The organism is Azospirillum picis, from assembly GCF_017876115.1.
GTDB lineage: Bacteria > Pseudomonadota > Alphaproteobacteria > Azospirillales > Azospirillaceae > Azospirillum > Azospirillum picis.
In genome coordinates, this window is record NZ_JAGINO010000024.1 from 1 (window position 1) to 13,574 (window position 13,574).

Below are 13,574 nucleotides of genomic sequence, written 5' to 3' on the forward strand. Positions count from 1 at the left end.
CAACGGCGGCGCCATCGCGCTCGGCCACCCCATCGGCGCGTCGGGCGCCCGCATCCTGGTCAGCCTGCTGCACGAGATGCAGCGCCGTGGCGCCGGCAAGGGCCTCGCCACCCTGTGCATCGGCGGCGGCATGGGCGTCGCCCTCTGCGTCGAGCGCGCTTGACCGGAAACCCTGCGGTCCGCGCGCTGCCGCCGGTTATGGCCGCCGGTTATGGCAGGGAGCGGGCCGCGACCATTTGTGCACTATCGGAGAATTGCAACATGTCCCAGGTTATCGACGTCTCCATCACCCTCCGCATCGCCGTTGCCGACGCCGCGGACGCCCAGACCGCGGCCCTGCGGGCGGCGGAGCATTTCAGCCACGTCAGCCATGCCGAGATCGCCGCCTTCAACGAAGTGAGCCGGGTCCATTCTCCGGATCAGGGAATTGTCGAGGCGGTCACCAGCATCGTGTCTGGCGTGGCCAGCGCTTCGTAACGTCCGGCCGGTCCCGCAAGAGGGTCGGGAAGAGGGCCGGGAACAGGAAAGTCGGAAATCATGCGCTTGTCGGAACTGCCGCTGCGGTGGCGGATCGGATTCCTCGCCTCGCTGTCGATCATCGCCGCCGGTCTGGTGGCGGCGGTCGGCGGCCATTTCGTCAATCGTGCGCTTGTCGAGCAGCGGATGAACAGCGTCCGCTTCATCGCCGAGAGCGCGGAAGGCATCGCCGCGCGCTTTTACAAGCTGGCACAGGACGGCGCGATGAGCGAGGAGGACGCGAAGGACCGCGCGAAGACCGCGATCGGCGCCATGCGCTACGCCGACGGCGAGTATCTCTGGATCTGGACGTCGCAGATCATCAGCGTCATGCACGCCAACCCCGCCTTGATCGGCAAGAGCGGCGCGGAGATCCGCGACCGCAACGGCGTCTACGTCATCCGCGAGGCCGTGCGCGGCGCCCTGGCGCCGGTGCCGGAATTCGTCACCTACGAATGGCCGCGGCCCAACGATCCCAAAGGGCCGACCTACGAGAAGCTGGCCTACTCCGTCCATTTCAAGCCGTGGGACTGGGTCATCGGCACCGGCGTCTACACCGACGACCTGCGGTCGGCCTTCGCCGGCATGATGACCGTCTTCGGCTTGGTGGTCGCCGGGCTGTCGACCCTGGCACTGCTGCTCGGCTGGGCGGTCGCCCGCAGCGTGACGCGCCCGCTGTCGCGCGTGCATGGCGTGATGCTGCGGCTGGCCGCCCAGGACATGGATGCCGAGGTTTCGGATTCTTCGCGGCGCGACGAGATCGGCGGCATGGCCCGCACCCTGGAGGTGTTCAAGGCCAACATCCTGCGCACCCACCAGATGGAGCGCGAACGGAATGACGCGGCGGCGCAGGCGGCGGCCGACAAGCGTGCCGCGATGCTGGACCTGGCAGCCCGCTTCGAGGCCACCGTCTGCCGCATCGTGGATCAGGTCAGCGAGTCCGCCACCGGCTTCCAGGCGACCGCCGCGCAGGTGTCGGGTGCCGTCGACCGGGTGGAGCGCGAATGCACCGTCGTCGCCGCCGCCTCGGAACAGGCCTCGGTCAACGTGCAGACGGTCGCCGCGGCCGCCGAAGAGATGTCGACGGCGATCAGCGACCTGTCCTCGCGCGTGGCGCAGGCGGCCCAGCGGTCGAAATCGACCGCCCAGGGTGCCGAGCAGGTGCGCGCGCACATCGACGCGCTCTCCGCGGCGATCGACCAGGTTGACCAGATCGTGGCGTCGATCAACGCCGTCGCCTCGCAGACCAACCTGTTGGCGCTGAACGCCACCATCGAGGCGGCGCGTGCCGGCGACGCCGGCAAGGGCTTCGCCGTGGTGGCGAGCGAGGTGAAGAACCTGGCGAGCCAGACCCATGCGATGACCGAGCAGATCGGCCTGCAGATCGGCACGGTGAAGGCGGCGTCCGACCGCACGGTGGAGGCGATGCGCGGCATCATCGGGCAGGTCGACCACATCGACCGCTCGACCGCCGAGATGGCCTCGTCGGTCGAGCAGCAGAGTGCCGCCACCGCCGAGATCAGCCGCAACGCCCAGCAGGCGGCGATCGGCACCACCGAGGTTTCCCGCAACGTCCTGGACATCCAGCGCGCCGAGCGTGAAACCGGCGACGCCACCCAGGAGGTCATGAGGTCGGCCGCGACGCTCGCGGACCGGGCGTCCCTGCTGAAACGCGAGGTCGCCGCCTTCATCGAGGAGATCCGCGCCGCCTGACCACCCGCCCATTGCCGCCGGGCTGACCACCTGGCGGCAATCCGGCGGGTTCGGGGCCGTCCCATATCTCTATTGAACAGATATGAAATTCCGTCTATCAAACCCGCATGGTTGGTGGAAAATCCGCTGACCACCTTCATTCACCATGGCGGGAGCGGCGGGAATGCGGCAGGCGCAAGCGGAGCGGTTCGTCGTCGGCATCACCGACCACATGATCCCGCCGCCCGACCTGGAGGCCGCGGTCCTCGACGGCATCGCCGAGGTCGATTTCCTCGACTGCCGGCGGGAGGAGGATCTCGATCCGGAGCGGCTGGCCCGCCTGGATGCGCTCCTGGTCTGGAGCACCCGCATCGGCCCGGCCACCGTGGAGCGGCTGAAGCGCTGCCGCATCGTCGTCCGCTTCGGCGTCGGCTACGACCGCGTCGACGTCGCGGCCCTGGAGGCGGCCGGCATCCCGTTCTGCAACAACCCCGACTACGGGACCGAGGAGGTGGCCGACCATGCCGTCGCCCTCATCCTGTCGCTGCAGCGGCGGCTGTGGGAGCATGACGCCCGTGCCCGCTCCTACGGCGCCACCTGGCAGGCCAACACCTTGACGCCGCTCCGCCGGTCGACCGCCGCCACCGTGGGGGTGGTGGGCGTCGGACGCATCGGCACCGCCGTGGTGAACCGCCTGAAGGGCTTCGGCCACCGCATCCTCGGCTACGACCCGCAGCAGCCGGCCGGGCACGAGAAGGCGGTCGGCTACCGCCGCGTCCGCCGTCTGGCGGACCTGCTGGCGGACTCGGACATCGTCACCTTCCACTGCCCGTTGAACGCCGAGACGCGCGGCCTGCTGGACGACCGGATGCTTGCGGCGATGAAGCCGGGCGCCATCCTGGTCAACACTGCGCGCGGCGAGCTGTTCGCCGGGCTCGATCCGCTGGAACGGGCGCTGCGCAGCGGCCATCTGGCGGCGGTCGGCACCGACGTCCTGCCGGTGGAGCCGCCGGCCCCTCACCCCCTGCTCGACGCCTGGCGGTCGCGGGAGGCATGGCTGGCCGGCCGGTTGGTGGTGACGCCGCACAACGCCTTCCATTCCGACGAGGCGGCGATCGAGATGCGCCGCAACGCCGCCGAGACGGTGCGCCTGTTCCTGGAGGACGGCACGCTGCGCAACCGCATCCGCGACTAGGGTCCTCCGTGTGAGTCACATCTCAAGCGGTATAGCTTGAGACGTGCCTCACACTCCTGCGCTGCCCGTCGCCGCCCCGCTGTGCCATGTGACCGGCTCAGTCCGGCAGCCTGACCACCAGCTTGCCGGTGTTGTGTCCTTCGAACAGCCCGGCGAAGGCGGTGGGGGCCCGATCCAACCCGTCCACGATCGTTTCGTGCGCACGGAGTTGGCCGGCATCGAGCCAGCCCCGCATCTGCCGCTCGAAATCCGGAAAGCTGTCGAGGTGATCGGCGTTCAAGAAGCCCTGGAGGCGGATGCGTTTGACGATCAGGGACATGAGCAAGGCGTGGATGCTGCCTGCGCCCTCCGTGACGCCGTTATAGCCCGACACCAGCCCGCAAACGGGCACGCGCGCGTCATTGTTGAGAAGCGGCCAGACGGCCTCGCGGATGGCACCGCCGACATTCTCGAAGTAGATATCGACGCCATCGGGCGCGGCTGTGCGCAGCCGGCCGGCAAGGTCGGGCGCGCGATAGTCCAGGCAGTCGTCGAAGCCAAACTCCTCCACAACCTGACGGCATTTGCCGGCGCCGCCCGCGATGCCGACGACGCGGCAACCCAGGAGACGGCCAACCTGGCCGGCCACGGAGCCGACGGCGCCCCCCGCCGCCGACACCACCAGCGTTTCACCGGCCTGCGGCCGCCCGATCGCCGTCAGCCCCCACCATGCCGTGAAGCCGGTCATGCCCAGGACGCCCAGGGCCTGTGACGGCTGCGCCATGTCGTGGGGAAGGCGGCGCAGCCCGGCCCCGTCCGATATCGCAAAGGTCTGCCAGCCCCCGTCGGGCGTGACCACCAAGTCACCTTCGGCGAAGCCGTCGGCGAGCGACCGGACCACCCGCGCCACCGTCCCGCCGCCCGGCGGCGCGTCCAGCGCATAGGGCGGGGCGTAGGAGTCGCGGCTGTCGTTCATCCGGCCGCGCATGTAGGGATCGAGCGACAGGTAGAGGTTGCGCAGCAGCAGCTCGCCCTCGCCGGGCACCGGCAAAGGGTGGTCCACGATGCGGAAGTCGTCGGGCACCGGCGCGCCTTGCGGCCTCCTGACAAGGTGTACCTGTCGGTTGAGGGTTTCGGTCATGGATGGCCTCCTTGCGGGTGGGACGATGCGCCGGCTCCGAGGAGCCGGCGCGCTGGCGATCAGCGGGCGAACTGTTGGCGCAGGAAGTCCAGCACGTCGGCGTCGGCCCGGCGGATGACGCTGAAGTGGTCCGCGCCGTCGTAGACCTTGTAGGTAAGCGGCGCACCGCCGGCCTTCAGCTTGTCGGCGAACTGCGTCTGAAGCGTTTCAAGTACGAACGGGTCGGCCTTGCCTTGGACGATCAGGGCGGGCTGGCGCAACGTGTAGCCCGGCGTCACCGCAGGATCGTTGGCGGCCAGGAAGGCGTGCATCTGCGGCTGGCTGGCCCAATCGGCCTTCAACCCCTCGAAGGCCTTGCCCTTCGTCTTGACCGCCGCGTCAATCGTGCCGATTGCCGCAACCGAGCAGAGCGACCGGAAGCGCGGCAGGGTCGCGGCAAGATCCGATCCCATGATCGCCGCCTCATCGAAGGATGGCTGCGTGACCGTCAGGCCGGTCGCCATCAGCGCGCCTTGGAACTGCTGCATCATCAGGCCCTGATGCGCCGCCGCTTCGTTCGGCGCAGCCTTGCCATCCGCTCCGAAGCGCGCGGCGTGGGCCTCGATCGCGACGTAGGGCGCCGACGCGACCGTGCCGGCGAAGGCAAGACCGGTCGCTTCCCCCGCCAGTGCCTCGACGCCGAGAACGCCGTGGCCGCCATCCGAATGGCCGACGGCCGCCCAGCGGTCCGACAGGCGCGGTTCCGCCGCGCGCGCCGCCATGACGCCTGCGATCAGCGAGCGGGCTAGGCTCGACAGGCTGTAATAGGGGTACGGGGTGGTCGCGTCGGGGCCAAGCCCTTCGAGGTCGGGCGCGACCACGGCATAGCCCGCGCCGATGAACCGGCCGATCTGCCAGGAATAATCGCTCTTGAACCCGTCGCGGGTCAGGCCGCCGTCCAGTTCGGGGGTCTGGCTCGGCGCGCACGTCTTCTGTCCCGGGGTGGTGGTGCCGTGCTCCCAGGCGACGATCGGCCAGCCACCCGCCGGGGGCTCGCCCTTCGGCGTCAGCAGCAGCGTGGTGGCCGGCACCGGCCGTCCACCGACCCCGGGCATGGTGTGGTGCAGGAGTCGGATATCGGCGTCGACGCCAGGGACCGCCGGCTGCGCCGTCACCGACCGCAGCGCGATCGGCGACGGGCCGGCGTCGGCCGCCGCAACCGGCGACAGGCCGGTGGCGCCGAGCGCGACGGCGAGGAAGGCGGCGGCCAGGGGCCGAACCGCCTGCAACAGGGAACGGGTCATGGTGCGTTTTCCTGTTGGCCGGGATCAGACCTGCGCCATGCCGCCATCGACCGGCAGCTCGGCCCCGGTGATGAAGCTCGCTTCCTCGCTGGCGAGGAACAGCGCGGCGGCGGCCACCTCGTCGGTCCGGCCCATGCGGCCGAGCGGGATCAGCGTCGTCAGCGTCCCGCGCACCTCGTCGGACGCCGCCGCCATCATGGCGGTGTCGGTCGGTCCCGGCGCCACGACATTGACGCGGATGTTGCGGGGGGCAAGCTCGTTGGCCCAGGTGCGCGCCAACGAGCGCACCGCCGCCTTGGTCGCACCGTAGACGCCATAGCCCTTGGTGCCGATCCTGTCGGCGATCGAGCCCACCAGCACCACCGAGCCGCCGTCCGGCATGATCGCGGTCGCAGCCTTGGTGGCGAACAGGAGCGCGCGCACGTTGAGGCCGAACGTCCGGTCGAAATGATCCTCGCCGATCGCGTCGAGGGTCGCGACCTCGGCAAGCCCGGCACTGACGGCGAGCACGTCCACCCGTCCGGCCTCGCTGCGCACCGCCTCGAAGAAGGCGGCGAGCGCCGTCACGTCGGAAGCGTCGACGCGACGCGCGCGCAGCGTGCCGGCACCGTGGCCGGCGTCGCCCTCTTCGGCACGTCGGCTGGTCGCATAGACGGTGGCGCCCTCCGCTGCGAAGCGCTGCGCGATGGCGCCGCCGATGCCGCCATGGCCGCCGACGACGACCGCGATCTTCCCTGAAAGCCTGTCCATATGTCCTCACATCGCTGGTGATGACATACAGGTATCATTCCTATATCTAGGCACAAGAACGCACCTGATAGTGCCTAGATATGGAGGCGTATACCCATGCCCGCTAATTCCATGCCCGCCGATTGCATGCCCGCTGATGCCCTCGAACTGCCGCTCGACGTGGCTGTGACGCGGCCCATCCTCGAACAGATCGCCAACAAATGGTCGGTGCTGATCCTCAGCGTCCTGTGCACGCAGCCGGCGCGATTCAACGACCTGAAACGGCGCCTGGATGGCATCACCCACAAGGCGCTGTCGGATGCGCTGAAGCGGTTGGAGCGCAACGGCCTCATCAGCCGCAAAATACTCCCAACGCAGCCGGTCGGCGTCGAGTACACGATCACGGCTCTTGGCGCCTCGCTGCGCGAGCCCTTCTCCGCGCTCTACAACTGGTCACTCGCCAACGGGGCGAAGCTGGCGGAGGCGCAACTTGCCTATGATGGATTGAGAAGGGACTGCGGGGTCAAGGAAGAGGGTTCATTGCCTGGACAGCGGGGAGCGTGATGGTCCCGGCCGGGAATGGGGTCGTGCGCCTGGCCGCATCACTGATGCCGCATCACTGATGGAGCGAAGCCAAGCGCGCCTTGGCTCCGCTCACCCCGCCAACAGCGCCGGCACGTCCAGCCCGAGCCCGCCGCCGATCCGGTGCAGCGCCGCCACCGTGTCGGGGTCGAGCGCGATGCCGTCGCGCAGGGCCGCCTCGCGGTGGCGCAGTTCCGGCTCGCCCGGAACCCGCACGCCGGCTCCGCCCGGCACGGGCGGGGTTTCGGTCACATAGTCCAGCACGGCGTCGCTCAGCGCCTGCCATCCGGCTGCCGTACCGGACCCGTCCGCACCGGCGATCCCGCCCTCCGGCGCGGCGGCCCGCGCCGGGTCGATGACGAAGGCCAGGGCGTTGTTCACCACCCGGCCCGGCCGCAGGTTGACGGGCAGGGCGGGCAGCCCGGCGGCGAGCGCGCCGGCCAGGATCTCGCAGGCCAGCGCCAGCCCGTAGCCCTTGTGGCCGGAGGTCTGGCCGCCGAAGGGCAGGATCGCCCCGGTCGGCTCGCTGAACATCACGCCCGGATCGCGGGTCGGCCGGCCGTCGGGGTCGAGCAACAGGCCATCCTCCACCGGCTTGCCCATCGCGGCGGCGACCCGGCACTTGTTGGCGGCGACGGCGCTGGTGGCGAAATCCAGCAGGAAGGGCGCGCGCCCGCTTCCGCCGCCCGCCGCCCGCGGCATGCCCGGCCCCGATACGCCAGACCCCGATAAACCAGACCCGGGCACGGCGATGCAGATGGGGTTGGTGCCCAGCCGCGGGCGCCCGCCGCCGTGGGGGGCCGCCAGCGGCCGGCTGACCACATTGACGAAGAAGATGCCGATCAGCCCGGCGGCGATGCATTGCTCGCCATAGGCGCCGACCCGGCCGATGTGGTGGGCGTTGCGCAGCGACAGGATGCAGGCGCCGCCGGCCCTGGCCCGCGCGATCGCCATGTCCGTCGCCTCGCGCGCGATCACCTGGCCATAGCCGACGTCGCCGTCCACCGCCAGAAAGGGCGGGGCGTCGCGCAGGACGCGGGCATGGCGGTTGGGCTGGAGGTGGCCCAGCTCCAGGCTGCGGGCATAGACCGCGATCTGGCAGACGCCGTGGCTGGCGTGGCCGCGCGCGTCGGCCTCCACCAGGTTGGCGGCGACGATCGCCGCCTCCTCCGCCGAACTGCCGCTGCGGCGGAGGATGGCGTCGAGCAGGGCGACCAGCCTGCCGTGCCGGAACAGGGGGCGGCTCCCGGGAAGGGGGCTCATCGGAAGGCCGCGTAGTCGATCGGCTTGGTGCGGTCGAGCACGCGGTCCACCGGCGGCAGCGGGTATTTCAGCCCGCTGGCACAGTTGAACAGCACCGCCCGCTCCTCCGGGCCGACCCGCCCGTCGGCCAGCGCCTGCCGGTAGGCGGCGTAGGTCGCCGCTCCCTCAGGGCAGAGCAGGAAGCCCTCCTCGCGCGCCACCTCGGTCAGGGCCGCCTGGATCGCCTCGTCCGGTACGGCGATGGCGAAGCCGCCGCTGTCGCGCACCGCCCGCAGGATCAGGAAATCGCCGACCGCCTGCGGCACGCGGATGCCCGACGCGATGGTGTGGGCGTCCGGCCACCGTGGGGCGTGCTCCTCCCCCTGTTCCCAGGCCCGGACCATCGGCGCGCAGCCGGCCGCCTGCACCGCCACCATGCGTGGGCGCTTGGACCCGATGAAGCCGATGGCCTCCAGCTCGTCGAACGCCTTCCACATGCCGATCAGGCCGGTGCCGCCGCCGGTGGGGTAGAAGATGACGTCCGGCACCTCCCAGCCGAGCTGCTCCGCCAGCTCCAGCCCCATCGTCTTCTTGCCCTCGATCCGGTAGGGCTCCTTGAGGGTGGAGACGTCGAACCAGCCGGCTTCGGCCTTGCCCTCGCCGACGATCCTGCCGCAATCGTCGATCAGCCCGTTGACGCGGTAGACGGTGGCGCCCTGCAGCTCGATCTCCGAGACGTTCACCTCCGGGGTGTCGGCCGGGCAGAAGATGGTGGCGCGGATGCCGGCGCGCGTCGCGTAGGCGGCCAGCGCCGCACCGGCGTTGCCGTTGGTCGGCATCGCCATGTGGGTGATGCCGAAGGCCTTGGCCATCGACACCGCCATTACCAGCCCGCGCGCCTTGAACGACCCAGTCGGCAGCCGGCCCTCGTCCTTCACCAGCAGCTCCGCCGCGCCCAGTTTCCGGGCGAGGCGGGGCAGCGGCACCAGCGGGGTCACCGCCTCCCCCAGGCTGACGATGTCCTCGATGCGGCGGACCGGCAGCAGCTCGCGGTAGCGCCACAGGTCCTGCGGGCGTTCCGACAGCGAGCCCTTGGTCAGCGCATGCTTCACCCCGGCCAGGTCGTAGCGGACCAGCAGCGGCTTGCCGGCACGCGACAGGTTGTGGACGGTGTCGGCCTCGTACCGTTCGCCGGTATAGGCGCATTCCAGGTGGGTGACGAAGGTCGGGCGCTCGACGGTCAGGTTCGAATCGAAGCGCACCGGATTGATGTCGGCGAATGCCATCAGCGGACCATGCCCCATTTGCGGACCGTGTGAACTTCGATCCAGCGGAAGACGACGTTCTCGACCAGAAGGCCGATCAGGATGACGGTGACGAGGCCGGCGAAGACCTTGTCGATGTAGAGTTCGTTGCGGTTCTGGAAGATGAACCAGCCGAGCCCGCCCTTGCCCGACGACACGCCGAACACCAGCTCGGCGGCGATCAGCGTGCGCCAGGCGAAGGCCCAGCCGACCTTCAGGCCGGTCAGGATCGCCGGGAAGGCCGCCGGGATCAGCAGCGTCAGGACGTAGCGCAGCCCCGACAGGCCGTAGTTGCGCCCGGCCATCCGCAGCGTCTCCGACACCGAGGTGAAGCCGGCATGGGTGTTCAGCGCCAGCGGCCACAGCACCGCGTGCACCAGCACGAAGATCAGGCTCACCTCGCCCAGTCCGAACCACAGCATGGCGATCGGCAGCAGGGCGATTGCCGGCAGCGGGTTGAACATCGAGGTCAGGGTCGACAGCAGGTCGTTGCCGACCCGCGTGGTCACCGCCACCGCGGTCAGCAGGACGGCCGCCGCCACCGCCACCGCGTAGCCCTTCAGCAGCACCGCCAGCGAGGTCCAGGCCATTGCCGGCAGCCCGTCGCTGCGGATGCCGTCCCACAGCGCCGCCATGGTGGCGGTGAAGGTCGGGAACATCAGCGGGTTGTTCTGCCAGCCGGCCAGGGCCTGCCACAGCGCGGCGATCGCCGCCAGGATGACCAGCCGGCGCAGCGCGGCGACGTTGCCGAGCCGCTCCCACAACGACAGCGGCCGTGCGACGTCGCCGATCGGGCCGGTGGCGGCCACGGCGCGCTCGTACTCCGGCCGTACCGGCGGCTCGCGCCGCACCGCCGTCGCCGGCGGGCGGCCGGCGGTGCGGCCGGGAGAGCGGGGAGAATAGGACAGGTCGGTCATCGGGTTCCTCCCGCCGCCGCGTCCGACACGCCGTCCGTGACGGCTCCCTCGACATCCTCGGCGAACAGCATGGTGTGGATGCGGTTGGCCAATGCCTGGAACTCGGCGCCGCCGACCGACCCGTGGTCGTGGACGGCGCAGTTCAGCTCGGCCTTCACCTGTCCGGGATGTGGCGACAGCACCAGGATGCGCGACCCCACGACCAGCGCCTCCTCGATGGAGTGGGTGACGAACAGCACGGTGAAGCGCAGGTCGTCCCACAGCGCGAGCAGCTCCTCCTGCATCTTGCGGCGGGTCAGCGCGTCCAGCGCGGCGAAGGGTTCGTCCATCAGCAGGATGTCGGGCTCCATCGCCATCGCCCGCGCGATGGCGACGCGCTGCTTCATGCCGCCGGACAGCATGTGCGGGTGGACGTCGGCGAACTTCGTCAGGTTGACCCGGGCGATGCAATCGAGCGCCTTCTCCTCCGCCTCGCGCCGACCGGCCTTGCCGCTGGCGAGCAGCGGGAACATGACGTTCTGCTTGACCGTCTTCCAGGGCGGGAGCTGGTCGAACTCCTGGAACACCATCATGCGGTCGGGACCGGGGCGGGTCACCTTGCGGCCGTTCAGGCGGATCGCGCCCTCCACCGGCTGCAGGAAGCCGCCGACCGCCTTCAGCAGCGAGGACTTGCCGCAGCCCGACGGCCCGAGCAGGATATAGCGCTCGGCCTGGAACACCTGGAAATCGACCCGGTAGGTCGCGGTCACCAGGTGGCGGCGCGTCTTGTACTGCAGGGTCACGCCCGACACGTCGAGCAGCGGGCGCTCCGACGCCCCCGCGGTGTCGATGCCCTGCGGAAAGGTCAGCGCGTTCATCGCGTCAGCTCCCGGTTTCGCCATGGAGGTCGTCGAAGAAATAGTCCTTCCAGGAGGCCGGCTTGTTCCTGATCGCGCCGACCTTGTACATGAAGTCGGCGAAGGCCTCGGTGCGGTTGGGGGTGACCGTGAAGCGGATGTCGGGGTCCTGCAGCAGGCGCAGGACGTAGGCGCGGTCGAGGCTGCCCTTGTTCTGCGCCAGGTAGGCGTCGGCCGCCCCCTCGTGATTGCTGTTGATGTAGTCCATCGCCTCCTTCAGCGCGTCGAGGAACGCCCTGTAGGTCTTGGGATTCCCGTCGCGGAAGGACTGCTTGCTCCAGATCAGGTTGAAGCTGTGCGGGCCGCCCAGCACGTCGTAGGAGCTGAAGACCCGGTGGATCTTCGGGTCGTCGAGCTGCTGGTACTGGAAGGGCGGGCCGGAGAGGTGGGCGGTGATGCCGCCGCTGCCCGACAGCAGCGCGGCCGTGGCGTCCGGATGGGGCAGGGCGACGGTCAGCTTGTCCAGCGCGTCGAACCTGCCGGCGCCCAGTTCCTTTTCCGCCGCCATCTGCAGCACCCGCGCCTGCACCCCGACCTTCGGCGCCGGCAGCGCGATCTTGTCGGCGTCGGTGAAGTCCTTCAGCGTGGTGACCTTGGGATTGCTGGTGGTGAGGAACAGCGGCATGTCGTTCAGCGAGGCGATCGCCTTGACGTCGGCATTCCCCTTGGTGCGGTCCCAGATGGTCAGCAACGGACCGACGCCGGCCGACCCGAGGTCGATGCTGCCCGACAGCAGCGCGTCGTTCATCGCCGCCCCGCCGGACAGTTGCACCCACTCGACCGTGACGTCGACGCCGAGCGCCTTGCCATGCTTCTCGATCAACTGGTTCTGGCGCAGCACATGCAGCGGCAGATAGCCCAGCCCATATTGCTCGGCGATGCGGATGCGCCCTTCGGCGGCAGCCGGGGTCGCGACGGCCGTCGCCATCAGCAGCCCGATCGCCGCCGCCATCACCGGACCCGCCACCCACTTGGCGATGGCCGCGACCCGGCGTCCGGGGCTTCCTGGTTGTCCCATGGCGGTGCTCCCCACATACCTATAAATCTAGTATGTTTTAGGGGAACATGATTCTTCCTGTACGTCAACGCTGTAAAATCGGAGGACGCTCCGGTCAAATTTTACTAATCAGTTTGGATATTCTGGCCGCTGGGTGTTGCCTCTTCTGCATCCGGGGTGCGCCGGCCCCACGGGGGGCGACGCTGTGCCGGGCCTTGCCGGGACGGGGACTGGATCACCCCGCCCCCCGTGCCTCACTTGCCGCCGGTGACGTCGAGGAAGGTCCCGGTGATGAAGGAGGCCCCGGCGCCAGCCAGCCAGAGGATCGCCCGCGCGACCTCTTCGGCCTGGCCTCCCCGTCCCATCGGGATCGACTCCTTGACGCGGTCCACCCGTCCCGGCTCGCCGCCGCTGGCATGCATGTCGGTGTAGATGTGCCCGGGGCGGACGCAGTTGACGCGGATCCCCTCACGCGCGACTTCCTTGGCGAAGCCGGTGGTGAAGGTCTCGACCGCGCCCTTCGACGCGGCGTAGTCGACATATTCGTTCGGGCTGCCGAGCCGGGCCGACGCCGACGAGACGTTGATCACCGCACCTCCCCGCCCGTTGTGGCGGTAGGACATCCGCCGCGCCGCCTGCTGGGCGCAGAGGATCGGGCCGATCGAATTGACCGCGAAGATGCGCTGCATCCGCTCGAAGCCGAGATCCTCCAGCCTGGACTGCCTCGCCAGCATCGCGGCGTTGTTCACCAGGACGTCGATCCGGCCGAACTCGCGGTCGATCGCGGCGAACAGTTGGGCGACCTGTTCCGGATCCGCGCTGTCGGCGCGCATGGGCAGGGCGCGGCGCCCGGCGGCTTCCACGTCGGCCGCCACCGCAAAGGCGGCGGCCTCGTCGGAAACGAAGCTGATCGCCACGTCGTAGCCTTGCTTGGCTGCGAGCCGCGCGGTGGCCGCGCCGATGCCGCGGCTTCCGCCCGTGACCAGGATGACGGGTGCTTCGGTGAGCTTATCCATTCGGTTGATCCTTCCTGTTTGTGGCGCGGCCAGGGCTGGGGTCGGCCGGAGGCCGGCGTCTCAGAGCCCGTCCGGTGCTTATTGA

General features: G+C 69.8%; 13 protein-coding genes and 1 pseudogene. 5 read left to right on the forward strand and 9 right to left on the reverse strand.

All coding sequences use genetic code 11. The features are described from left to right. The 4 genes and pseudogenes from J2850_RS25345 to J2850_RS25360 form a co-directional block, all read left to right on the forward strand. Positions 1–163 (forward strand): annotated as a pseudogene (locus J2850_RS25345) (acetyl-CoA C-acetyltransferase); the annotation flags it as partial. Positions 164–261: 98 nt separating this feature from the next. Next, the gene (locus J2850_RS25350) at positions 262–477 is read left to right on the forward strand and encodes a hypothetical protein (protein WP_209988189.1); all 216 of its coding nucleotides are present in this window, start codon (positions 262–264) and stop codon (positions 475–477) included. A gap of 60 nt (positions 478–537) precedes the next feature. Further along, positions 538–2,229 carry a methyl-accepting chemotaxis protein gene (locus tag J2850_RS25355; protein WP_209988191.1) on the forward strand — a complete coding sequence of 564 codons (1,692 nt, stop codon included), beginning with the start codon at positions 538–540 and terminating at the stop codon, positions 2,227–2,229. A gap of 163 nt (positions 2,230–2,392) precedes the next feature. Then, positions 2,393–3,403 carry a C-terminal binding protein gene (locus J2850_RS25360; protein WP_246513535.1) on the forward strand — a complete coding sequence of 337 codons (1,011 nt, stop codon included), beginning with the start codon at positions 2,393–2,395 and terminating at the stop codon, positions 3,401–3,403. A 97-nt stretch (positions 3,404–3,500) separates the two neighbouring features. Here J2850_RS25360 and J2850_RS25365 read toward each other — a convergent pair whose 3' ends face one another. Genes J2850_RS25365 through J2850_RS25375 form a run of 3 tightly spaced genes read right to left on the reverse strand, consistent with a single transcriptional unit; the run spans position 3,501 to position 6,556 of the window. Further along, positions 3,501–4,523, reverse strand: coding sequence for an NADP-dependent oxidoreductase (locus J2850_RS25365; RefSeq protein ID WP_209988198.1), 1,023 nt, complete (start codon positions 4,521–4,523; stop codon positions 3,501–3,503). 59 nt (positions 4,524–4,582) lie between these two features. Beyond that, the gene (locus J2850_RS25370; RefSeq protein WP_209988201.1) at positions 4,583–5,806 is read right to left on the reverse strand and encodes an alpha/beta hydrolase; all 1,224 of its coding nucleotides are present in this window, start codon (positions 5,804–5,806) and stop codon (positions 4,583–4,585) included. Positions 5,807–5,830: 24 nt separating this feature from the next. Further along, the gene (locus tag J2850_RS25375) at positions 5,831–6,556 is read right to left on the reverse strand and encodes an SDR family NAD(P)-dependent oxidoreductase (RefSeq protein ID WP_209988204.1); all 726 of its coding nucleotides are present in this window, start codon (positions 6,554–6,556) and stop codon (positions 5,831–5,833) included. A gap of 96 nt (positions 6,557–6,652) precedes the next feature. Here J2850_RS25375 and J2850_RS25380 point away from each other — a divergent pair, with 96 nt between their 5' ends. Further along, the gene (locus J2850_RS25380; RefSeq protein ID WP_246513537.1) at positions 6,653–7,099 is read left to right on the forward strand and encodes a winged helix-turn-helix transcriptional regulator; all 447 of its coding nucleotides are present in this window, start codon (positions 6,653–6,655) and stop codon (positions 7,097–7,099) included. 90 nt (positions 7,100–7,189) lie between these two features. On the opposite strand, the gene J2850_RS25385 is transcribed toward J2850_RS25380, so the two are convergent. The 6 genes from J2850_RS25385 to J2850_RS25410 all read right to left on the reverse strand — a co-directional run bounded on the left by J2850_RS25385 (position 7,190) and on the right by J2850_RS25410 (position 13,489). Further along, positions 7,190–8,380, reverse strand: coding sequence for an Ldh family oxidoreductase (locus J2850_RS25385; protein WP_209988207.1), 1,191 nt, complete (start codon positions 8,378–8,380; stop codon positions 7,190–7,192). After that, on the reverse strand, positions 8,377–9,645 hold the full coding sequence (locus tag J2850_RS25390; protein WP_211114027.1) for a threonine synthase: 1,269 nt from the start codon (positions 9,643–9,645) through the stop codon (positions 8,377–8,379). The genes J2850_RS25385 and J2850_RS25390 overlap by 4 nt, the downstream gene beginning before the upstream one ends. Continuing rightward, positions 9,645–10,580: an ABC transporter permease gene (locus J2850_RS25395; protein WP_209988210.1), complete on the reverse strand. Its 936-nt coding sequence runs from the start codon at positions 10,578–10,580 to the stop codon at positions 9,645–9,647. The genes J2850_RS25390 and J2850_RS25395 overlap by 1 nt, the downstream gene beginning before the upstream one ends. Then, positions 10,577–11,437 (reverse strand): ABC transporter ATP-binding protein, encoded by an 861-nt coding sequence (locus J2850_RS25400; RefSeq protein ID WP_246513539.1) that lies wholly within the window; start codon positions 11,435–11,437, stop codon positions 10,577–10,579. The genes J2850_RS25395 and J2850_RS25400 overlap by 4 nt, the downstream gene beginning before the upstream one ends. Positions 11,438–11,441: 4 nt before the next feature. Next, complete coding sequence (locus tag J2850_RS25405; protein ID WP_209988215.1) at positions 11,442–12,494, reverse strand: ABC transporter substrate-binding protein; 1,053 nt, start codon at positions 12,492–12,494, stop codon at positions 11,442–11,444. A 233-nt stretch (positions 12,495–12,727) separates the two neighbouring features. Next, positions 12,728–13,489 (reverse strand): SDR family oxidoreductase, encoded by a 762-nt coding sequence (locus tag J2850_RS25410; RefSeq protein WP_209988219.1) that lies wholly within the window; start codon positions 13,487–13,489, stop codon positions 12,728–12,730. Between the last annotated feature and the right edge of the window lie 85 nt (positions 13,490–13,574).